Raw genomic sequence first — 21,005 nt, 5'->3', positions numbered from 1 at the left:
AGCGGGACAAAAAAACCTCCTCATCCAACTGAGGAGGTGTATGAGCAAAATAGCCCCGTCTTATTTGGAAACGGTGCTCAACTGTTCCACAAGGGAGCGCAAATAGAGGACCACATCATCGCGCAAGTCGTCGCGATCCAGTGCGGCCTCTACCGTCGCTTTGATGAATCCTAGCTTTTCGCCGACATCAAAGCGCTTCCCCTCATACGCGACCGCAATCAGTTTCCCTTGCCGGGCCATCACATCCAAAGCATCGGTCAATTGAATCTCTCCGCCTGCGCCCGGCTCAATTTGCTCCAAGACCGGAAATATTCCGGGATCGAGAATATAACGACCCATAATGGCTAAAGGATGTTCTGGCGCAGCCTCGTAAGACGGTTTTTCGACGAGGTGAGAAACGCGGAAGGACCGCCCATCTGCCGCCCAATTCCCGTAAACGATACCGTAACGGCTCGCCTCTTCCCGCGTGACAGGCTGGACCGCTAGGACCGACAAACCGGGCTCCCAGTGGTCGATTAATTGCTTGAGCACAGGAGGCTGACCTTGCATCACATCATCCCCCAACAGAACCGCAAACGGCTCTAATCCCACGTGGCGTTTCGCCGATAAGACGGCGTGTCCTAGACCCAACGGCTCTTTCTGTCGAATAAAATGCAAATCCGCGAGCTTGGAGACATTCATGACAACGTCCAACAAGTCCTGTTTCCCACGGCTCTTTAAATACTGCTCTAACTCGGGGGTTCTGTCGAAATGGTCCTCAATACTCCCTTTATCGCGCCCAATGACGACCAACAAGTCGTCAATCCCCGACGCTACCGCCTCTTCGACAATGTATTGGATGGTGGGTTTGTCAATTAGCGATAGCATTTCTTTCGGTTGAGCCTTTGTGGCGGGCAAAAACCGTGTACCAAGCCCTGCCGCAGGAATGACCGCCTTTTTAACCGTTTCGTTCATGGTGTAAGCCTGCCTTTCGTCTCAGAATGCACCCGCGGGTGCGGGCTCGTCCTCTTAGAGCAAATGGTCGTGCTGTCCCTCTTTTAGGGCCTGAACGACCTGCCGCACATCCTGGCTACGGTCGGGCGATAAAATGAGGACCGCATCTTTGGTCGCCACCACAAAAAGATCCTTCACCCCGATGAAGGACACCACTGGACCTTCGCTTATCGCGGTGACATTCTGGCTATCGACAAAAATGGCATGGCCGCGTGCGGCATTTTGCTCGTCATTGCGGGGCAAATGGCGGGCGAGAGCCGCAAAGGTACCCACATCGTCCCAGCCGATATCGGCGGGCAATACAAATACATTTTGCGCTTGCTCCATAATCCCGTGGTCCACGGAAATCTGAGGCAGGGCCGGAAATACCGTATCTAAGCGCTCCGGGTGCGCCCATAATTCTTCAATTCCCTGACTCAATTCGGGAATATGCTCTTCCACGGCAACCAAAAAGTCATTGGCCCGAAAGACGAACATTCCCGAATTCCACATAAAGTGTCCCGATTGCACCATCTCTTGGGCCGCCTCCACGGGTGGCTTTTCGATAAACCGCTTGACACGGAATATGCCGTGAGAGACTTCTGCCCCTTGTTCTATATAACCATATCCGGTTTCAGCGTGGGTGGGCACGATGCCAAACGTGTAAAAGCCGCCGTGAACTTCGGCGGCATTAAGCGCCATCTCGGCTAGTTTTTGAAACCGTTTCTGATATTTAATCATGTGATCGGACGGCAACACTAAAACAACCGCGTCCGCATCTTTTCCATAAATTTCGCGAACCGCCCATGCAATGGATGGCGCCGTATTGCGCCCAACCGGTTCTCCTAAAATGAAAGAGGATGGAACATCGGGCAAATTCGTCTGGACTTTTTCCACGTAATCCCGGCCCGTGACCACCAAGGTGTTTTCTGGTCCGATGAGTGAACGCACGCGGTCCCGAGTGCTACGAATCATGCTGTGATTGCCCATCAATGTCAAAAATTGTTTAGGATGCATCATCCGAGACAGCGGCCAAAATCGCTCGCCCCGTCCCCCTGCCAAAATAATTAACCAACGTGCCATAGTGTGTGCGACTCCTTAGTGCGCCACCGCCATTAATGCTGTTTGGCCTGCCGTCTTACCGCAATCGGTTATAGACGGTCTGCGCAATCCTTATGCTCCTTAACTAAATGTAACATATTCTCCCTCATGGCTCAGCCCTTGTCTCCGCCATTTTCGGTCATCGCAATAATCCGCGTCAAGAGCATGGACGATGGCGGCTAACAGTATATAATAAGAGATACTGTCTAGCGGAAGGGGGGCACGGGGTGTTTTTAAACAGCTATGACCGGTCATTGCAGTCGATTAAAGACCGGGTAAATCTTTTGGGACAAGAGGTTTCCCGCATGCTGGAACAAGCACTCGCGTCCCTCTATCATCAGGACCAAGAGCTGGCGACATGGGTTTTAAACCATGACGACAGCATTGACGATGAAACCAATCAAATCGAGGAAGATTCTTTGCAGCTTATTTCCTTGCAGCAGCCCCGCCAAAAAGACCTCCGAATTCTTGCCGCAGGACTACGCAATGTCCGCGACTTGGAGCGCATTGCCGATTATAGTTGTGATATTGCGGAAGTGACTCACCGATTAGCGCGACAACCCTATTTCAAAAAACTGGATGACCTGGCCCGCATGGGGCATAAAGCGCTTGTCATGGTCAACCGTGCGCAAGAAGCCGTGCGCCTGCGTGACCAAGACATGGCCCGGGACGTTTTTTGGCGGGACGATCAAGTGGATGACTTGTACCGCGCGTTGCACGACGAAATGTTGCAGGTTATGCGCCAAAATCCCGATGCTATCGAACAAGCCAGTAATTTATCATTAGTGGCTCGCTACCTTGAACGTATTGCTGACCATGCTGTGAACATCGCGGAAATGGCCGTGTTTGTGGAAACGGGCGATCGTCGTCCTTTTCGCCTGCTGCCACACCATAATCCCGAATACCCGAAGGACTAACCGATGACAGCCAGTTGGATTTCTCTTGTCGGCGGTATGGCGCTTTTTACTTTTGGTCTCTCTCAAACTAGTGACAGCCTGAAACGGCTAACCTCGAGTTGGCTGCGTTCTCTGCTCTTAGTCATGACTAAAAACCCTCTGGGGTCGATGGTTCTTGGGCTCGGCGCCACGATGCTAGCAGGCTCTTCGAGCGCTATTACTGTCATGGTGGTCAGTTTTGTCAGCGCCGGACTCTTGGAACTACGCCAAGCCCTGGAAGTTATTCTCGGCGCTGCGATCGGCACGACGTTAACCGTTCAGCTTATATCGTTCAACTTTATTCGCTATGCGCCCATTCTCGTTTTTGCGGGCGTGGTCATTGGCATCATTCAACGCGGACGGGACAACGCCTCGTTAGGTTCGCTAACATTAGGGTTCGGGCTCATTTTCTACGGCATGATGGTGATGATTTCCGCTGTGCATACGCTTTCCACCGTTCCCACTGTGCGCTTCGCCCTGGCCCGGCTTGATCATAATGGACTATTGGCATACCTGCTCGCGATGATCTTCACCGCCTTGATCCAAAACTCCGCCACCGTCATTGCGCTCGCCATTACGTTTCGCATTCATGGCCTTATCAGCTTGCCCACGGGGCTCATCATCGTGTTAGCCGCCAATGTCGGCTCCACAGCCGCCGCACTCTATAGCGCCTGGCTTGGCGGTTCCCGCAGCGCTAAACGCACGGCGGGTGCATATTTTCTGATGAAGTTGACAGCCTCTTTAGCGGCTGTCTTGGCACTGCCATGGTTGGAAACCGCTGTGCGGTTTATCGACCACAGCCCTGGACGTCAATTGGCTGATGCACATTCTCTCTTCAATGTGGCACTCGCCTTCATCTTTCTACCCTTTTTGGGGCCATTGTCACATCTTATGGAACGTTTGTGGCCCGACCTCAAACCCGAGCCTATCAGTGTCCTGCTCGAAGACGATGCGCTAGATGATCCCGCGGAAGCGTTAGCCCGGGCGTCTCAAGAAATTCTTCGCATGGCCCAGATCATTCATGAACACATCATCGCATTGCTAGCTGATTACTTAGAGAATCCTCAAGAGACCATCGCGCGCACGATGCGTCAAGCCGAGTCTGATGTGGACCTGCTGCACCACGCCATTACCCACTATCTTTTCCAGCTGGCCCAAGGGACCTATTTGACCGAAAGTGACCTCTCAGCTCAAGTTCGCTTCCTCTATTTGGCCAACCATCTTGAGCACTTATCCGACACCGCCATCAAAGTCATTAATACCCGCGATAAACTGGTGCGTCGCAATTTTGTCTGGCCTCCCTCTTTATGGGAAGATACCGCCAGGCTGCTTGACCGTTTGCACACCCAGTTCGACCGCTTAACGCAAGCTATTGCCCATGATGACGATGCCCAGGCACTTCAATTAGTGCAAGAAAATCCCGAGATCTTGCGACAAGAGGGAAAGATTCGCCTGCGCATCCTCACCCAAGTCGACGAATCGCAATTACCCTTTACCTCAGCACTGTTAGAACTCTCCGATGACTTATCCCTACTAACCGGACGGATTGCCGCGGTGTCACGGGCGTTACTGGGTATTATCTAATCCGCTCTGAGGCTGCGCATGAAACCATAGCGTTTTAGCCAACATATCCCCGAGGTGATATCACGTTGGCTTATGATGATCAAGCGGTTCTGCGCGATATTCAAGCCCTTGCCAAGCATTTATTGCAAACCCTAGACGCGTGGCTTGCTCTGCAAAGTGAAGGCCCCCTAGCATTAACGCATTACACCCCAAACGTCCACGCCGCTTACAACCGAATCAAATCAGGGTTTGGCACCAGCCCGGATGTCCTCTTGCGGTGGCTGCAAGTGCCCGCATGTGCCCCTGAAAAAGTCTTAATAGCCAGCATCGACGGGTTATCCGATACGCAAATGGTCGATCAGGATATTGTGGCTCCTCTGTTAACAACCCATGAGGATCCGGCGTCGTGGGGCGAAAACACCTTAACTCCTGGCCATATTCACGCTGAGGATTCTTGGGATACCATCATCCGAGCCTTAGCCGCGGGCAACACGCTGATCTTTGCCCCAGGTTTTCCAAAAGTTTGGATCGTGGACACCGTCACCTATAAACAACGGGCGATCTCGCGTCCGCAGACGGAAATTGGTGTTAGAGGGCCGGAAGATGCGTTCAACGAAGTCCTTTTAACCCAAATGAACCAACTACGTCAACGCATCCTAGATCCATCGTTGCGTTTTCATCAAATGGTTTTGGGCGAACGCCAGCATACCCCGGTGGCTATAGCCTATCTCGACGGCCTAACCAATCCGGCTCTCGTCGAAACGGGGATCGCACGGTTGGAACAAGTCAAAATTTCAGGAAGGGCTAATGCTACCATGATTTCGGGTCTCATTCGCGATCATCCCCGGTCCATATTCCCCACCATGCGTTCAACAGAACGTGTCGATGTGGCATGTTGGCGCCTTTTGGAGGGAAAAATTCTGATCTTGGTCGATGGCGATCCTTTTGTGCTGATTGCTCCCGCTCCCCTAGCCGATTTTTACCGTACGTCCATGGACTACGCAGAAGTATGGTACGATAGCTCGTTCGTGCGCATTATTCGTCTGCTAGGGTGGATTTTGGGGGTCTACTTCCCCGCGCTGTACATTGCCCTGACTCAAGTGAACACCAATTTGGTACCCGCACCCTTGCTGGCCATAACACTTGGAAGCCATGCGGCGCTGCCTTTTTCGCCCTTTGCAGAAGCCGTGCTAATGGTCATAATTATAGAAATCCTACGGGAAGCCTCTTTGCGTCTCCCGAAACCCATGGGCACCACCATCGGCATCATTGGAGCGATTGTCGTCGGCACTGCTGTGGTGAAGGCCGGTTTTGTCAGTCCCCAAATCATCGTCATCATCACGTTGACCGCTCTGAGCTTTTACACGGGGCCTGTCTACGATTTGACCGGATCCTGGCGGTTAATCAATATGGCGCTTTTAGTCACTGCCGACATCTTTGGCATCTTTGGGATCGTGCTGCTAACGATGACGCTCATTGGCTCCTTGATCCAGATGACGTCATTTGGCACGCCCTATTTTGTGCCCTATGCCCCATTTCGCATAAAAGACTTTAAAGACTATCTCGTGCGCGCTCCCTATGACATGTTGCGGCAACGCCCCAGCTCAGCTCGCCCGCTCAACACGGTGTTAAGCCGTCACGGCAGCGTCCAAGAAATTCCCCACTTACGTCAAACCCAAAAGGAACGGCCGTGATCCGGTTGATAAGAAAATGGCGCATCGCCATTTTAGTGACGCCACTGCTCTTTCTATTGACGGGTTGCTGGGATTCTAAGCCCATTGACCACCAAGGGATTGTGTTGATGCTGAGTATTCGCGCGTCCAAAACACCTGGGCAATACCATTGGCGATTCGTGTTCCCCAACGTCACCTTAACTCCTGGTGCTTTGAGTACGATAAAACCCGATGAGGAATATTACGATATTGCTGTGATGGCTCCTAATTTCGCGGATGCCGTCATGCACGCCCAAGAAAAATCAGCCCGCGCCCTTTATTTGGGACAGCTTCAGGGAATCATCTGGAATAATCGGCTCACTTTTCGCCAGCTGTGGCCGCAAATTAACGCCATCAATGCCGCGGGCACCATTCCTAAAACTTTTTGGGTGATGGGCGCGGACGGTCGCCCCTTAGCCGAATATATGAACTATGTGTCTCCTCAAATCGTTGCGCCCCGCATTGCGCTCGCCGCGTATTTTAACTGCATTCGGTGCTCCCCCATACAACTTGGCATGCGCGGGTGGAAATTCTGGTCCAGTGCGGTTTCGCAAGGCATTAGTCCTTATGTACCCATTGTGGAGTTGAAACAGCAGAGCTTAACCGTGCGCCAAATCGACGTCTATCCTCCCAGTGGCGGACCACCGGTAATGTATTCACCCCTACAGACCCAAGGATTCGGCTACCTAACTGGCAAGGTGCAACGTCTAACGTTGTCCGTTCCGTGGCATGGACAAACCGTGAGCATCAGCCGGATCAGCGATACAAGGTCCCTTCATACGTTTCAGACGGCAAGCGCTATCAACGTGCGTGAGACCTTGCACGTCAAAGGCTTCATTGATGATATTTCCGGTCAAAATCGGGTGACGTTGCAAGACGAACGCTCCATCTCGCACCGTGCCGAACAAACCCTTTTGCACTTATGTCTGTCCACTATTGCCTATGCAAATAAAACCCATACGGATCCCTTTGGATACGACCGCAGCGAAGCGTGGTTTCATCCCCACGCAGGGTTTCTCCCCATTCATGCCACGTTAACGGTCGTTGTCACCCTCTATGGGGAGGGATTAATGCGATGAGCCGTTTTGTCGAGTCTACGGTTGAACCGATAGGAGCGCTCGAATATTTCTTCTTGGTGGCGTCGTCCATTGTCACCGGCGCGGTGTACATTTGGCCGCAAGCCCTCATGACCGCCTCCCAATCACAATCGGATTGGGCGGTCGTAGGCAGCATCTGTTTGGCATTGGGCATGACAGGACTGGGGTTAATCTGGATTCAGCTCACACCTCCCGGCATTTTGGTCGACCGCCTAGGATACGCATGGGGACCCTTGCGGTGGATTTTACTGCTGATCCATGCCGTGTTATGCCTCGTATTGGATACGGCCGTCTTGACCTTATTCACCCAAATGCTGGCCGCGTCATTTTATCCCGCCACACCTTTATGGATGATGAAGGGATTGATTATTGCCGAAGCCGCTTGGTTCGCTTCGCGTTCCCTTTCAAATTTTTCTCGCAATGTGCAGTTTTGGTTTCCCGTCTTTGCCTTCACGTTTTTTATTTTAGCCGGGATGGGTCTAGGCCACGTAGAGGCGTGGTGGGCTTTTTTGCCCCATGCTCTCAAAGATACCGGTCCTGTAGGCCAAGGGATTGTAGCCACGTGGTTTTTATGGAAACAAAATGAAGTCACTGCCACGTTATCGCATTTTATCCGCCCCCAGAATATCGTCATGATTCGCCGTGTTACCTTAGGGGCCATTGCCTTTCAAACATTGGTGGTGATCTTAGTCTATCTCATTACCGTCGGCACCTTAGGCCCTCAAGCGGTCATCTTGTTACGGTGGCCACTCGTCTACGTACTCAGCAACTTGAATGTCTCGACCTTTTACTTAAGCCGGCCAGGACTCATCATTTTGCTGCTATGGACCGGCAGTATGGTCTTTTACCTCGCCAGCAACCTCTTTTGCATGGGCATCAATTTCTCCCGTCTCATAACGGGATCTTACAAGAGCACGATGCCCACCACTCTTATTATCGCCATCATCATGATGGTGGGGTCCTGCTTTATCCATACCCCGACACAATCCACCCATTTAGTGGTCGATTTCTTTGACCCTATCGATCTCGGCTACAGCTTCGTCGTTATTAGCTTGTCCATCCTTTTGACACTCATCGTCACTAGCTGGCGACGACATCACCCGAAATCGCCGCCCGCCTAAGCATCTGGCATGCGAATGTGGAGGAGCAGCAGATTTTACCGCCGCTCTCCTAAATCACTCAAAAGCGCCTCAAAATCGCGGACAATCCGCTCCTCCCATCCTGAGAGCAACTGGTGGAACCCTTCTTCAAGATAGCGGCGCATGTCTTGTGGCGGTACCACATTGCGCCCCGGTTCACGTTCTGATGACCGACCAGAGCCCTGGCGCCCTACCAGAGCCATTCCAGTCATCAGCGCCAACAGCACAACATGGGGCCAATCTTCTTCGCGGTAGGTTTGCAACTTCTCAACTACGCTGCGGTTAATAGGGACTTCCGTCAGCACGTACCTGTCATGCCCCGTGGATACGATCTTGATCGCCATCGCCCTCGTCCTCTCTTGCCACCACTGCTTCTAGGCTGTCATTCTCATAGGGTTCGGTGTTTTCGTCTGGTAAATCGATGTTCTCAACGACACGAGCTTCTTGCCCCTTGTCTTGATTCCACAAGGGTTCCAAATACTCCACCACACGGACGAGACGACTTTGCCGAAAGAGGAGAAACGACACAATCGCATCCTTGCGGTGAGATGACAGGCCCCAATCATGCGGCACCGAATCGACCAAGTCGATGAGATCCTGACGCGTAACCGCCATGATGGCATCAAGTGCTGGGGTAAAATCAAAGCGCTCAGGCGCTGCCATGGCCAGCACCGTTAAAGGCTTGACGGCGGGAAACTGACGACGAAAGCGATGCAAATCGGAGGGAAGCCATTTGGGGCCATAAGGAAAGATAAAGCCGTGATCGGTGACAACGAGGCGTTGATGGTGCGCCAAAATATGCGAGTATTTCAAGTCTAAATTGAACAACCATGACTCCAGCAAGGCCACTAAGGGCAATTTGTCGAGATTATGCAAAGTCCCCACGGTACTAGGCCTGACTGGTTCCGCATCCTTTAAAAACTGGGTCCCAAATTGCAAGCCCGGATGCCATCGAGAGCGCACCAAAAAGGGTAAATGCCCCAGTTGATCGTGCTCAATCCGCACCAACCGAACCGCCAAAAAAGGCGCGTCTAAGGCTTGCCCGAGTAAGGTACCAATCCAGTCGCCGGCTAAACTCCGGTTGGATTGCGGATTTAATTGCAGCTTGACGTGCACAATCTCCCCACTGTGGGTCCGCAATAGAACCGGGCGGGATCCGCCATGTCCTCCACTCCCCACGTATCCTACCGCCTCAACCACCGGAACATTGCGCCATACTGCGATCATATTGTAGGTCTCCTTTTCCAAGCCGGGGTGTCATAGAGTGTCAGGAGTCCGCATACCTATAAGGACGAGAAAGGAATGGTGCTGATGCCAAACAATGGACCGGATGAAGCCACAAAGCCCCACACCATGGCGTTTCCCAAAGAGGGGAATCTTTCCACCGACCATGCCCCGCTCCGGGGACGTTGGAGCGAGCGCACGGTGCCAGAACCCTCTGTCCCCGTGGAAGAAAGCCGTCAAGGCAGCCCGTCAGAACCAGTAGCGCCACCGGAACCGGAGTCTGCTGACCCTGAGCCGGAAATGCCTACGGACGAGATACAGACGCCGCCCACCATTCCCAATCCTGCGGTGCCGTTGGTGGAGGACCTCCGCCATTTGATTCGGACCCTGGATGCGCTCGCCTCCGCGTTCGAAACGATTGACACCTTGCTGCATCAAGACATTGGCGCACAAGCGCCCGCCTCCTCTAGTGAGGCCTCTGAGCCCCGTCCTACGACAGCTTTTGCGGACATCTTGACCCGTCCCAATGCACGACCCGATTTACACAGTGTTCTGCGTCAATATCTTCTGCGTTAAACCCATCAGATAACGTACCAGGAGGCCGAGGTTGCGGATGATGCCCCATCCGCATGACGGATTGAGGCACCGTCTCCGCAACCTCGGGTCTGACCACAGGCTTTACGACCGAAAGCGCAGCAATAGGGGCAAAATACCCTCAAGAAACGGAACCCGATCAATCCCGACCACATTCGAAATGGGGATAATCACCCGGTCTTTGAGCCCCAATGGAACCCCCGCAGCTGTCGCATCGCGCAACACGATGAAGTCGGTCCCCACTTCAGCGAGGTTACCGACTAGCGTCAAGGCATTGTCCACAGCGTTAGACACACTGACACGCACAACATCCCCCACTAATGAAGCCAAGTACGCATTAAAACTCGAGGGCACAGGATAATCGTCCGATGAACAGCTTTCGGACCGGGAAGATTCCCCGCGTTCCCCTAGTAGTAGCAATAGGGGCAACAGGTCGCGTTGGTTGTTCAACAGGAGCAGCGGCAAGATATCTTCGAATGGCATGCTGGAATTATAACTCACGGAAGTGCCTCCTTATTTCAGAACTAAACTGGATAGTGCGCCCAAGGGGAAGCGCTGATTTGTGGTGATGCTGTAAAATATGTGAGCCTTTGGCAAAAGGTGCACCGGCTGACCCTCTTGGTCATCCCTTCTGTTTTATCCAGGTGACTCAGCAAGCGTTGGACCGCTTCTGGCAACGCCTATTGGACGGTCGACCATGGGTCGTGGTGATGATCGATGGGTGACGTGTGGCCGACTATCTGGTCGTGGGGCCTTAGGGATGGATGCGGATGGTCACAAACGCGTCTGGGGATTCGTGGAAGGGCGAAAATCACACCGTGGTCACGGCGTTATTGCAGGATTTCACCACACGCGGCCTGACGGTCGCGGACGGGTTGCTCGTGGTGATCGATGGTGCGAAAGCGGTGCGTGCGGTCTGGGATGATTAGGTCCTGGTCCCACGTTGCCCAATGCACAAGCCACAGCATGGGCTCAACCCACCCACAGAGGTTCTGCAGTCGGTTCGTTGTCCTCATCCTTCCCATGCGCAGTTCGGGGGTCGCATCTTGGCGTAACCGGATTTCATCACCGAGTCAGTAGTCGACTCGTCACCGCCCCTTGGTGTTGTCTCAATTCGAGGTGTCCACAATTTAGACTAACATCCATTGAAGTCAATCGGTTAAGGCCAAGAGAGCCGTCGTGAGAGTCCCAAACGCCCGGGTCGTAGGTTACCATCGGGGTCAATACGGTGACGACAACAATCTTCTTATGCACGTCCAATCCCGCTCCTTGTGGGACGACACCCTCGAGATCCATCACGCTCACCCCTCCTTGGTTAGATCCGGAGCCATCAAGAACTCTCCTGTGCGTGCTACCCGACATCAGCGTAAGCCAACGGAGCGCAACAATCGGCGGTGCTCGTCCTTTTCCGAACACTAAACTTAGGAGAGGAATAGGGGCTTCTGCATCCTCCTGTCGCAATAAAACGGTCCTATTCAATCGTCACACTGTTGCCGCCCGTGAATATCATGCGAGTGTACCAGATTTTTCCCGGAAAGGAGGTGTTCCCCAATGAGCGACTCGTCGCGACATTCCTACAGTCACTCGCATCACAGCCGCCGCCACTGCCGGCGCGAACCCAGTTTTTTGATATGGTGGCTCTTGCTGTCCCAGCAACGGCCTTGCCACTCGCACCGTAGGAGCTGCTCTTCTTCTAGTCATATGATGCATGCGTAACACGACTAGAGGAGTGTCTTGAGGACTTGCGTGCAGGGGGGAGCGCCGATTCCTAAAAGACATTGCCGATAGGCTTCCGGGTCAGTACCAAAACCAGAGGGCATCACCCCTCTGGCTTTTTTCTTTCCCTCCGTCGTTGATGTCTGGAAATCCATTAGTCAAGGAGGAATCCCAATGACGCAACGCATCGCCTTAGCTCCAACAGATCGCCAGAAATTATGGCGGGGACACGGCCCCCAGATTTTGTGTCGACGTCCTCATCCATCTTGTCTTAATGGGGTCGACAATAACGTGGATTTAAGTGCCGTAGGCCCTTGTTTAAAACAGCATGGCTATTCCTTTGTGGGACGCTATTTAGGAGGGCCATGCTACCAGTTCACAGCGCTTTCTCTAAGAGAGGCACAGGCTCTATCTGAAGCTGGCTTATGGTTGGTCAGCATTTACGTTGGCGCCAATGCGGTGCGCCGTTTTTCATGTGGCATCCAGTCCGTAGAACAAGGACGTCATGACGGCCAAGAAGCGGCCGCCTTAGCCCAACAGGTCTCACAGCCCCGACATACCGCCATTTATCTTAATCTTGAACCCCAACAAATCACGCCCCTTGAAACCTGGCTCACTTATGTCGACACATGGATCCAAACCGTTGCCGACAGCGGCTATGTGCCAGGCGTCTATTCATCGACGTCGCAGCTCAAACGCATTCATGAATTGGTCGGAGTCAACGCAGCCGTATTGTATTGGGTAACAGGGGGCCGAATTAAGGCGCCGCATACACCGCCGCCTTGTCCCCAAGAATTTTTGTCCTTTGCTCATCTCTGGCAGTATGTTCATCAGGTTTCGGTCTGCGATATTCCTTGCATGGATATCGATAGCGCGGCCAGTCCTTTGGGCATGTGGTCGTTGCCATAGGCGCTCCAGTTTTGTCAAAGCCGGCATAAAACGAACCATGGGCGCACACCCTAGCGACAAAAGCGAGAGGAGTATGCGGGTGAGAGTCGTATTAATCGTAGGACTGTGCGTCATTTTGGCCACTCTTATAGCCATCGCCGCGGCGCTCGTCGGCACACGCCTGCTGGCTCGCCGTGTTGAACACCTCTTAGGATCCTCGCCACGCACTAGTATATTGGAACTCTTTTATAGCCTCCAGGCTTGGTCCTGGCGAGAGATTATCTTGACCATGCGGCGGGCGCAGTCGGGCAAAGTCGCCGAACACCCCATGGACTCGTTTGTCTTAAGTCCCTCGCTCCTAGACCAATTGGCGTTTGACCCTGCTACATTTCACCCGAACGCCCATCCGCATACCCACAATATTTCACTCACCACCCAGATAGGTCCCCGCGCCAAGCGTCCTCTGACGCTTCGGTTGCCCGTGTTAATCGCGCCTATGGGCTACGGCATTGGTCTGGCCGCCGACACAAAACTTGCTTTAGCCCAAATTTCTTCTGTCATTGGGACGGCAGCCTCATCAGGTGAAGGCCCCTTTCTCCCAGAAGAACGCGCCTATGCGCAACGCTGGATTTTGCAATGGTCTAAAGGGCCGTGGAACCATAGCCGAGCGGTGATTAAATTAGCCGATGCGATTGAGATTCATTTAGGGCAAGGCGCAGAAGCCGAAATTGCGGTCCACAAAACCCATCATCTTCCCCGACGTCTCAAACGGATGGCCGGCCAACATCAAATCGTTTTTCATTCCGGGATTCCCCGCGATTTTTTTCGGTTGGTCCCCTACTTACGCCGGATTAACCCAGATGTGCCCATTGGCGTAAAAATTCCAGCCAGTCAACATTTGGAAGCGGATCTGGCTATCCTCACCGCCCTCTCCTTAGACTTCATTACCATAGATGGGTCTGAAGCAGGCAGCGCAGGTAGTCCTGCCGTGATTTCTGATCATTTTGGCATTCCCACGGCTTCCGCTGTCAAACGGGCCAGGGATTGGCTCATCAGCCGACACATCGAGGGGGTAAGTCTCATCGCCTCTGGCGGCGCCAAAGGGGCTGCGGATATCGCCAAACTGTTGGCCCTTGGCGCTGACGCGGTCGATGTCGGGTCCGCCGTTTTATTTGCCATGAGTCACGGTCAAGTGGAACGGTTGGTGCCGACCTTTTTTCAAGGCCCCAGCGCGTTGGTTTTTGCGGATTCGCCGAAGCATCGCCACCCCCGCCTTGATATCGGCCAAGCGGTATTGCATGGCACACACTGGTTTGAAGCCACTGCGCAAGAGCTCCAAGTCATTTTACAGGCGCTAGGGCTGGGCGATGTCCACGATTTAAGCCGCCAAGCCTTGATTGCGCGCACCCTAGAAGCCCAAACTCTTTTGGAACTCCCCACCAGTCAACACGTACCTGGCGAATCCGGCCTTTCCCAACAAGTATCCTCGCTGGCCACGGAATATCAACGCCTTTTGACCAGTCTGACCGAACAATTTGCTTTACTCACGTCCCCACGGAGCGTACACCGCCATGCATAAAGTGGTGGTGTTGGGCGCTCGTTTTGGCGGATCGGCCACCGCCTATTGGCTACACAAGTTATTTCCCGCCCGCGAACTCGAGGTCACGGTCGTCGACCAATGGACCACCATGACCTATCGTCCCGCGCTTGTCACAGCCGCAGCGGGGCATCCTGCGTTGGCTGATCAGTGGCACATTGCCATGAAGCAGCGGTGTGAGAAAGCCGGCCAACACTTTGTCCGCGACACGATTATGCGTATTGACCCGCACCAGCAACAAGTCCATCTGGCAAGCCGTGCCCCATTGTCTTACGACACCCTATTTATTGCCACGGGCACCGATCCGGGATGGAAAACCATCCCGGGCTTAGGCGCTGAGCGCGGTGGAGTGTGCGAAGATTATTTGGCGCGGCAGTCGGGTGACCGCTTGCACCGTGCCGCGCGTTCCATCGTCTTAGCCGTGGGTCCTTTAGCCCAGGCCCCGGACGATACGCCGAGGCTGGCAGGGTCTTTAGATGCACCCGCGTTTGAAATCAGCTTCCTTACTGACGCTTGGTTGCGGCAACAAAATCGACGTCAGAATGTGAAGCTGACCATTATTACCCCTGCCTCCGTCCCCGGGGAAGCCTTTGGGCCTAAAAGCCAGGCATTGTTAGCGCGCTTCTTAGCCCAGCGCCACATCGACCTCATCACCCAGGCCCAATATCATCACGTGGAACATGACGCGATTCATTTGGTTGGTCATCTTGCAGTCCAAGCCGACCTCATGATCTGGATTCCTCCCTATCATGGGTCAGAACTCTTGCGCGTTAGCCAGTTAGACGATGGCTACGGCTGGTTTCCCGCCGACCCTTTTTGTGTCCATGAAAAGTGGCCCAATATTTACGGCGTGGGCGATATCAGCCGCACAGCATTGCCCAAACTCGGACATATTGCGATGATGCAAGCCCGCACAGCGGTTCATCACTTTTACGCCCTGCGCCATCATGGCACCCCTAAGCCGTTTAATCCCTACGTTTTGCATGTCGTGTGGATGGGACGGGGCCAAGGGCTGCTTACCCTGAGCAATTGGCTTTATGGTAAAGGGCATGAATGGGCCCATCCCGGCGTTTCCTCCGCCCTAGCCAAATCACTATTTGACTATAGTTACAAACTATTTTCGGGATGGATGCCCATTATGCCCTAATATCTTAGGGACTGACTAAGAGCAAAACGCTCGAAACCGCGACGACCCCTAAGACAACCCAGCGAAAGTAGCGGACATTAATCTTTTTGTGAAGATATTGACCGGTGCGTGCGCCTAAAATGATAGTGAGAATCGACGGAACGGCCATGCCAATCTCTGACCAGTGCAGCAGCCCTGTGAGACTAAAAGTCACCATCTTAAGAGCCGTCATCACGAGGTACAAAAAACTCATGCCTCCCACAAAATACACGGGAGGGGCATTCTCAGACAAAACATAAGGCGAAAGCAACGTGCCGCCAATGTTGGACAACGTACTCACGACGCCCGCCACCAAACTCAAGGGCACCCCAACCCACACGGGAAATGCCGCCTGTTTCTTCAACAGTACGCCCCCAAGCACGGTAAACAACAAAAAAAAGACCGCAACGCCACCTATTACCATCCGCAAGAGTTCCTCAGACAAATGCGCCACAATCCCGGTCCCGCCCATAATGCCGATGATAATCCCAGGCAGCACCCACAAGACCCGGCGAGTCCGAAAGGTACGGCGGTAAATCCAAAAGGTCACGATGGCGTTGGCTAAAAACATGGGCAATGTCGCCGCAATGATTAACCGGGCAGGGAAAAATAAGGCCAGCATGGGCATCACTAAAAGTCCGCCGCCCACGCCCAAAGTGGCTGTCGTCAGCGAGGCGAATAACCCCGCAATGGCAAGTACCACCACAATAGTTGCCATGAAGAGCCCACCTCTTTTCCCGCATCGCTCTAATTTTACCATGTCCCGCAAGACGACCCCTTACGGCCATTTCAGCCTGTATCGTTTTCCCCCAACCCACCTGGTCCAAAAAAGGGGGTCATGGTACACTAGCTAGCGTAAAGGAGGATGTTCGTGCCTATTTCTTTATCAGCAGCGCCTGATGACGCCATTCGCCGCGCGCTTTTGCAACGGCCCGCAGGATACTGGGACTTTCCGGCTGCCAACACGAAAGAATGGACCCACGGATATCACAGCTATCCGGCCATGATGATTCCCCAAGTGGCCAGGCATTTGATTCAGCTAATTCGCACGCATCAACCCCAGATCCGGACGCTCTTTGATCCCTTTATGGGCAGCGGCACAAGCCTTGTCGAGGGGATATTGCAACACTTAGCCGTGACCGGTTCCGATTTAAATCCGTTAGCGCGCCTTATCAGCCAAGCGAAAACCACCGTGTATGATCCCGGCTGGTTGGCACAGACGATCCCTGACGTGTTAGCGTATGCTGCAAGCTTGTCCGTATCAGAAGCCGATTGGCCAAAGTTCGCCCATCTGACGTTTTGGTTCAAAGAACCCGTCATCGCGGCGCTTATGAGGCTTCGCCGCGCTATTGACGACGTAGTCCCCGCCGGTCTTCAGCCGTTTTTCTGGGTCGCCTTTTCGGATACGGTGCGGTGGACATCTAACAGCCGCAATGCCGAATTCAAGCTCTACCGTCTCGATGCCAAACGCCTAGAGGCTTGGAATCCCGATGTTTTCGCGGTCTTTCGCAAAGTCCTTAACCGCAATGAAATCGGCAATCGTCAACTCGCATCACAAAAGCCATTGCCGCCTGTCAGACTGCATGCGGCCAACGCCATGAACCTGTCTGCGTTTGCTGATGCATCATTCGACTTAGTGGTGACGTCTCCCCCTTACGGAGACAGCCGAACAACGGTGGCCTATGGCCAATTTTCTCGTCTTTCACTGCAGTGGCTAGGCCTTGACGCAAACGAGGAGCGTCCGGCTCCCCACCAGTTGGATCGATCCTTATTGGGCGGGCAACCGACCGATGCGCTTGCCAACACCTTACCCTCACCAGTCCTCCAAAAAGCCTTAGGCCAAATTGCGGCCCGTGATCCACGCCGCGCCCGCGAAGTGTTGGCCTTTTATCAAGATCTCGACCAAGCTCTTGGTGAAATCGCCCGCGTACTGCGTCCGGGAGGCTATCAATGCTGGGTGGTCGGCAACCGTATCGTCAAAAACGTTCAACTGCTCACCGACCACATCATTATCGAACTATCAGAGCGGTACGGTCTAAAACCCATCGTCAACGTTACCCGGTCAATTCCTCTGAAACGCATGCCCAAAGAAAATAGCCCGACGAATACTGCCGGGCAAAAAGTGGCGACCATGAATGGCGAGCAAATCTTCATCTTGCGTAAGATCTAGAGGTGTATAATCAAGATTGCTTCAAGCGTTGCCCTTACCGTTCTCAGTTTCCATCGGTTTTTTGTTGGGCACGGGGCATCCTGGCATTCATCACCACGTGTTCTGGTGTGCCTACCCCTTCGCGAACCCTGTACAAACGCCGATCAGTCAGTGAATATTTTTGTTGAATTCTGCCTTCTTTCTGTCATCTTGGATCACTTGAGGCGTAACACCCAGCAATTTAGCGACCTTACCAGGGGGCAAATCCTCTTGAGAACTTGTACACCCCCAAAAATTGTAGGATGAGCGGTGGATCGATGCATGACTAGAGTGAGGCCTTTGACCCTAGACCGGGCGGTAACCCGCCCCCGGGTGCGTGCTGCGTCACGCAAATCGGTAGTCAATATACTGCGGCAGCGTAGTAAGAGGCCTTACGCATTATATCATCCACTCAACATACGGCGGCTCGGCGGTAAAGGTTTGATGCAGCACGTTTGCATGCATCGGCAACGTGTACCGCGAATGGGGGCTCGCTTGATATTTCCCCGTCGCGCCGAACTGCAGCGGATAGTCATGCATCAACCGCGCTACCGTTGTTTGGCGGATGCATTCTCCCTTTCGCTGTCACACGGCGGGGATTTTGGGACGGCCATACCATTCGCCGGAAGCGGTAAACACCCCTCGAATCCGTTCGATTTGCTGAGCTCTGGTTTAAGTCCGAACACTCGTCGGAAGATCTGGCACCACTTCGTGATCGAGATGGGGAAGCGGTGTTCATGAACGGACGGAACCACAACTTCCAAAGTGACGAGGCGCATTGCTTTTTTTGGAGTCGCATTCTCCTCTTCGAGATCTTGCAGGCGTTACCGTCAATCACGTGGGGTTTGGCCTTCCACTTTCGCAAGCCCATTCCCTACGTATGGTTTCACCGGCTCAGCGTTATACGCGGCACCCTAGCCATACAAGGTCTTGCAGGGAATTCCCCGTTCACGGACCACTTGAGCCCCACTTTTTTTGCTAGGTCCACACCCGTTTTTAACGCTCGGTCATCCGGATCGACCCATGGAGACCTCAACAGGGAATAATTGTATCATTGTGTCGCCAATCAAGGTCCACAAACCGTGCAATGGCAGAACAGCACTCACTTCCCCTCCGAGAATCCGCCAAACCGCCCATGTCGGGGCGATTCCGACTAAGCCTGCTACGTTTTTGTAATTGTTGGTATACGTTCCCATCCTTCCGCATACAATAACCGTATTCGATGGTTGACAAGATCGGAAAGATAACACATGATGCAAAAAACGGAATCATCCGCTGTATTGTAAAGAACATGGAATGCCACTCGCAGATTGTGAATGGGCCAGTAAGCGATTTCAGTAAATAATCTGAGAACACACAGGTACAGCTTGATTTACCGATCACACGCCATGTGATAGCAGTAAGGGGGATGTCATATGCCGCAGCGCGTGAATATTCCTGAACGCTTGCCGATCTCAATCGATCCGGACAGGTTGACAACTCTTTGCCATCGCTATGGGATTCGGGAATTGGCGCTTTTTGGTTCGGTATTACGGGATGATTTTACGTCTCAGAGTGACATCGACGTGCTCTATGACGTGGAACCCACATCACCCATCCGATCTCTGTTTGACGTCGGGCGTTTGGCGTTAGACCTAGAAGAGCTATTGGGGCGGCGTGTCGATGTGGCCAACAAGCAACGCCTCTATCCCGTGTTGCGCGACGAAATTCTTGCGACACGGCGGGTGATTTATGCCGAAACGTGACAACGTCAGGACGTTGACCCATATCGAGGAAGCGGTCCAACGGATCAAGCGCTGGACGGAAAGAATCTCGCACGAAGAATTTTTGGATGACGAAATCCGGCAAAGCGCGGTCATACGTCAGCTTGAAATTATCGGGGAAGCAACGGGGCGACTAACGGTGGAATTTCTACGTGCTTATCCTAATCTGCCATGGAATGTCATGAAAAGCATGCGCAATCTGCTCATACATGGGTACGACGAGGTCGACATCGATATGGTATGGACGACAGCCACCACGGACATCCCCCAGATTCATCCACCACTCCAAAAGCTTATATCAGAGGTTCGCGACGGCTAATCTCTATTCGTGTAACTCCATCATTTTGCAACGCACATGGAAACCCTAATACACGCGCATCTTCTCTTCCCTCAATCCAGAGCAGAGTCCTCCATATTCATAACGGCTTTCCCTCAGACCCGATGTAAAAGAACAAGAAGAAAAGGACGAAGAATGGATCGCCGTCTTTCGCCTCTACCTACCGCCCACATCCCCCCTCTCAACCACCCATCTGACCGCGGATGGCCCCATGCATTGCATGATTTCTTGTAGTTCAACAACGAAAGCGCCCGGGTCACATCGAACACGGACGCTTTCGTCACTTCTTGCACCATGGCCACGTCGTACGTCGAAGCGACGACCAGGTGTAGCTTATATCCGAACCTCTAGCTGCCATAACCCGTATCCCCCGTCATGTGATGGGGCAAAATTCTTCATGGCTTACTTTGTATCCCCTATCCCTCACGATTTCCCAGCGAAAAACTTCATCTCGCCAAAGACGAGGCTTAGGTACATGGCCCGTTGGTAGCGAGCAGAAGACATTTCGCCCACCCTACGAGTTGTCGTGACCATCACCGAAGCGGATGGGTCCGGCGCATGGGACGAGATATAACCTTCTCAGGTCCTTTGGCGTGGGCCTTGGCGGTATGGGATTGTTGATGGCGCCAATACCGACGCAACATGGGCCGAATCCTTGAAAACTTCAATATACACACTTTACCCTGTGAGGAGTACAATGCATGAAGCACCATGCGTCCCCTCCACTGCTCCCACGCCGTCCACAACCGTTCCACATTGACGGTCAGCCATGCCAACGCAATCATCCCGACAATTAAAAGACCCACCATGGCAAGACCAGGCCAGATATGGGTGGTAGACGGATTATATGAGGAAAATGCTTCCGCCATCCTCGAACACTCCCTTGCATTCGTATATATTTAGCATAGTCCGTGCAACACTAACGCAATACGGCCACTGTGCCTGTCATCGAAGGTCCAATGAGACCGTTCACGGCATGCATCGTGCCCGGTCTGCCTGGTTCCAAAGCACTAG

The 21,005-nt window shown here is 53.2% G+C and carries 20 protein-coding genes and 1 pseudogene; 13 read left to right on the top strand and 8 right to left on the bottom strand.

The features are described 5' to 3' along the window. Positions 1–60: 60 nt before the first annotated feature. The gene (galU, locus tag CO251_RS12280) at positions 61–954 is read right to left on the bottom strand and encodes a UTP--glucose-1-phosphate uridylyltransferase GalU (protein ID WP_103376106.1); all 894 of its coding nucleotides are present in this window, start codon (positions 952–954) and stop codon (positions 61–63) included. A 54-nt stretch (positions 955–1,008) separates the two neighbouring features. Further along, entirely contained in the window at positions 1,009–2,055 is a 1,047-nt protein-coding gene (locus tag CO251_RS12275) for a mannose-1-phosphate guanylyltransferase (RefSeq protein WP_103376105.1), read from the bottom strand. A 245-nt stretch (positions 2,056–2,300) separates the two neighbouring features. Here CO251_RS12275 and phoU point away from each other — a divergent pair, with 245 nt between their 5' ends. The 5 genes from phoU (at position 2,301) to CO251_RS12250 (ending at position 8,501) form a co-directional block, all read left to right on the top strand. Continuing rightward, the gene (phoU, locus tag CO251_RS12270; RefSeq protein ID WP_103376104.1) at positions 2,301–2,990 is read left to right on the top strand and encodes a phosphate signaling complex protein PhoU; all 690 of its coding nucleotides are present in this window, start codon (positions 2,301–2,303) and stop codon (positions 2,988–2,990) included. Positions 2,991–2,993: 3 nt separating this feature from the next. Next, positions 2,994–4,592, top strand: a complete 1,599-nt coding sequence (locus tag CO251_RS12265) for a Na/Pi cotransporter family protein (protein WP_103376103.1) — start codon at positions 2,994–2,996, stop codon at positions 4,590–4,592. 65 nt (positions 4,593–4,657) lie between these two features. Continuing rightward, positions 4,658–6,265 carry a spore germination protein gene (locus CO251_RS12260; protein ID WP_242968585.1) on the top strand — a complete coding sequence of 536 codons (1,608 nt, stop codon included), beginning with the start codon at positions 4,658–4,660 and terminating at the stop codon, positions 6,263–6,265. Continuing rightward, on the top strand, positions 6,262–7,362 hold the full coding sequence (locus CO251_RS12255) for a Ger(x)C family spore germination C-terminal domain-containing protein (RefSeq protein WP_103376101.1): 1,101 nt from the start codon (positions 6,262–6,264) through the stop codon (positions 7,360–7,362). Before CO251_RS12260 ends, CO251_RS12255 begins: the two co-directional genes overlap by 4 nt. Next, a complete protein-coding gene (locus CO251_RS12250) occupies positions 7,359–8,501 on the top strand; it encodes a GerAB/ArcD/ProY family transporter (RefSeq protein ID WP_103376100.1) in 1,143 nt (380 codons plus the stop codon). The genes CO251_RS12255 and CO251_RS12250 overlap by 4 nt, the downstream gene beginning before the upstream one ends. Positions 8,502–8,536: 35 nt before the next feature. Here CO251_RS12250 and CO251_RS12245 read toward each other — a convergent pair whose 3' ends face one another. Next, positions 8,537–8,863 (bottom strand): hypothetical protein, encoded by a 327-nt coding sequence (locus CO251_RS12245; protein ID WP_103376099.1) that lies wholly within the window; start codon positions 8,861–8,863, stop codon positions 8,537–8,539. Then, the gene (locus CO251_RS12240; RefSeq protein WP_207654683.1) at positions 8,832–9,746 is read right to left on the bottom strand and encodes a hypothetical protein; all 915 of its coding nucleotides are present in this window, start codon (positions 9,744–9,746) and stop codon (positions 8,832–8,834) included. Before CO251_RS12240 ends, CO251_RS12245 begins: the two co-directional genes overlap by 32 nt. 75 nt (positions 9,747–9,821) lie before the next feature. On the opposite strand from CO251_RS12240, the gene CO251_RS12235 reads away from it, so the two are divergent. Then, a complete protein-coding gene (locus tag CO251_RS12235; RefSeq protein ID WP_103376098.1) occupies positions 9,822–10,319 on the top strand; it encodes a hypothetical protein in 498 nt (165 codons plus the stop codon). A 102-nt stretch (positions 10,320–10,421) separates the two neighbouring features. On the opposite strand, the gene CO251_RS12230 is transcribed toward CO251_RS12235, so the two are convergent. Continuing rightward, positions 10,422–10,838, bottom strand: coding sequence for a hypothetical protein (locus CO251_RS12230; RefSeq protein WP_242968584.1), 417 nt, complete (start codon positions 10,836–10,838; stop codon positions 10,422–10,424). Positions 10,839–10,972: 134 nt separating this feature from the next. On the opposite strand from CO251_RS12230, the pseudogene CO251_RS12225 reads away from it, so the two are divergent. After that, positions 10,973–11,263, top strand: a pseudogene (locus CO251_RS12225) (transposase); the annotation flags it as partial. A 139-nt stretch (positions 11,264–11,402) separates the two neighbouring features. Here the strand turns inward: CO251_RS12225 and CO251_RS17790 are convergent. After that, positions 11,403–11,636, bottom strand: coding sequence for a hypothetical protein (locus CO251_RS17790; RefSeq protein WP_242968583.1), 234 nt, complete (start codon positions 11,634–11,636; stop codon positions 11,403–11,405). A gap of 591 nt (positions 11,637–12,227) precedes the next feature. On the opposite strand from CO251_RS17790, the gene CO251_RS12215 reads away from it, so the two are divergent. The 3 genes from CO251_RS12215 to CO251_RS12205 all read left to right on the top strand — a co-directional run bounded on the left by CO251_RS12215 (position 12,228) and on the right by CO251_RS12205 (position 15,685). Continuing rightward, complete coding sequence (locus tag CO251_RS12215) at positions 12,228–12,962, top strand: glycoside hydrolase domain-containing protein (RefSeq protein ID WP_103376097.1); 735 nt, start codon at positions 12,228–12,230, stop codon at positions 12,960–12,962. 79 nt (positions 12,963–13,041) lie between these two features. Next, a complete protein-coding gene (locus CO251_RS12210; RefSeq protein ID WP_158246326.1) occupies positions 13,042–14,520 on the top strand; it encodes an FMN-binding glutamate synthase family protein in 1,479 nt (492 codons plus the stop codon). Continuing rightward, positions 14,513–15,685, top strand: a complete 1,173-nt coding sequence (locus tag CO251_RS12205) for an NAD(P)/FAD-dependent oxidoreductase (protein WP_103376095.1) — start codon at positions 14,513–14,515, stop codon at positions 15,683–15,685. Before CO251_RS12210 ends, CO251_RS12205 begins: the two co-directional genes overlap by 8 nt. Positions 15,686–15,689: 4 nt before the next feature. Here CO251_RS12205 and CO251_RS12200 read toward each other — a convergent pair whose 3' ends face one another. After that, positions 15,690–16,421 (bottom strand): sulfite exporter TauE/SafE family protein, encoded by a 732-nt coding sequence (locus tag CO251_RS12200; RefSeq protein WP_158246325.1) that lies wholly within the window; start codon positions 16,419–16,421, stop codon positions 15,690–15,692. Between the two features lie 153 nt (positions 16,422–16,574). Here CO251_RS12200 and CO251_RS12195 point away from each other — a divergent pair, with 153 nt between their 5' ends. From CO251_RS12195 to CO251_RS12185, 3 genes are all read left to right on the top strand, one after another. Then, positions 16,575–17,873: a DNA methyltransferase gene (locus CO251_RS12195; protein WP_103376093.1), complete on the top strand. Its 1,299-nt coding sequence runs from the start codon at positions 16,575–16,577 to the stop codon at positions 17,871–17,873. A gap of 1,433 nt (positions 17,874–19,306) precedes the next feature. After that, positions 19,307–19,636: a nucleotidyltransferase family protein gene (locus CO251_RS12190; RefSeq protein ID WP_103376092.1), complete on the top strand. Its 330-nt coding sequence runs from the start codon at positions 19,307–19,309 to the stop codon at positions 19,634–19,636. Continuing rightward, on the top strand, positions 19,623–19,973 hold the full coding sequence (locus CO251_RS12185; protein ID WP_103376091.1) for a DUF86 domain-containing protein: 351 nt from the start codon (positions 19,623–19,625) through the stop codon (positions 19,971–19,973). Before CO251_RS12190 ends, CO251_RS12185 begins: the two co-directional genes overlap by 14 nt. A gap of 551 nt (positions 19,974–20,524) precedes the next feature. On the opposite strand, the gene CO251_RS12180 is transcribed toward CO251_RS12185, so the two are convergent. Next, the gene (locus tag CO251_RS12180) at positions 20,525–20,860 is read right to left on the bottom strand and encodes a hypothetical protein (protein WP_103376090.1); all 336 of its coding nucleotides are present in this window, start codon (positions 20,858–20,860) and stop codon (positions 20,525–20,527) included. Between the last annotated feature and the right edge of the window lie 145 nt (positions 20,861–21,005).

The sequence above is a fragment of the Sulfobacillus sp. hq2 genome, from assembly GCF_002903155.1.
Taxonomy (GTDB): domain Bacteria; phylum Bacillota; class Sulfobacillia; order Sulfobacillales; family Sulfobacillaceae; genus Sulfobacillus; species Sulfobacillus thermotolerans.
Note: the sequence above shows the minus strand (reverse complement) of the source record. Positions and strands in the feature narration are given on the sequence as shown.

Excerpts from the sequence above, each read along its gene's own strand:
- galU (WP_103376106.1), bottom strand. The coding sequence starts at position 954 with ATGAACGAAACGGTTAAAAAGGCGGTCATTCCTGCGGCAGGGCTTGGT.
- CO251_RS12275 (WP_103376105.1), bottom strand. The coding sequence starts at position 2,055 with ATGGCACGTTGGTTAATTATTTTGGCAGGGGGACGGGGCGAGCGATTT.
- CO251_RS12265 (WP_103376103.1), top strand. The coding sequence starts at position 2,994 with ATGACAGCCAGTTGGATTTCTCTTGTCGGCGGTATGGCGCTTTTTACT.
- CO251_RS12250 (WP_103376100.1), top strand. The coding sequence starts at position 7,359 with ATGAGCCGTTTTGTCGAGTCTACGGTTGAACCGATAGGAGCGCTCGAA.
- CO251_RS12245 (WP_103376099.1), bottom strand. The coding sequence starts at position 8,863 with ATGGCGATCAAGATCGTATCCACGGGGCATGACAGGTACGTGCTGACG.
- CO251_RS12240 (WP_207654683.1), bottom strand. The coding sequence starts at position 9,746 with ATGATCGCAGTATGGCGCAATGTTCCGGTGGTTGAGGCGGTAGGATAC.
- CO251_RS12235 (WP_103376098.1), top strand. The coding sequence starts at position 9,822 with ATGGTGCTGATGCCAAACAATGGACCGGATGAAGCCACAAAGCCCCAC.
- CO251_RS12215 (WP_103376097.1), top strand. The coding sequence starts at position 12,228 with ATGACGCAACGCATCGCCTTAGCTCCAACAGATCGCCAGAAATTATGG.
- CO251_RS12205 (WP_103376095.1), top strand. The coding sequence starts at position 14,513 with ATGCATAAAGTGGTGGTGTTGGGCGCTCGTTTTGGCGGATCGGCCACC.
- CO251_RS12200 (WP_158246325.1), bottom strand. The coding sequence starts at position 16,421 with ATGGCAACTATTGTGGTGGTACTTGCCATTGCGGGGTTATTCGCCTCG.
- CO251_RS12190 (WP_103376092.1), top strand. The coding sequence starts at position 19,307 with ATGCCGCAGCGCGTGAATATTCCTGAACGCTTGCCGATCTCAATCGAT.
- CO251_RS12185 (WP_103376091.1), top strand. The coding sequence starts at position 19,623 with ATGCCGAAACGTGACAACGTCAGGACGTTGACCCATATCGAGGAAGCG.
- CO251_RS12180 (WP_103376090.1), bottom strand. The coding sequence starts at position 20,860 with ATGGCGGAAGCATTTTCCTCATATAATCCGTCTACCACCCATATCTGG.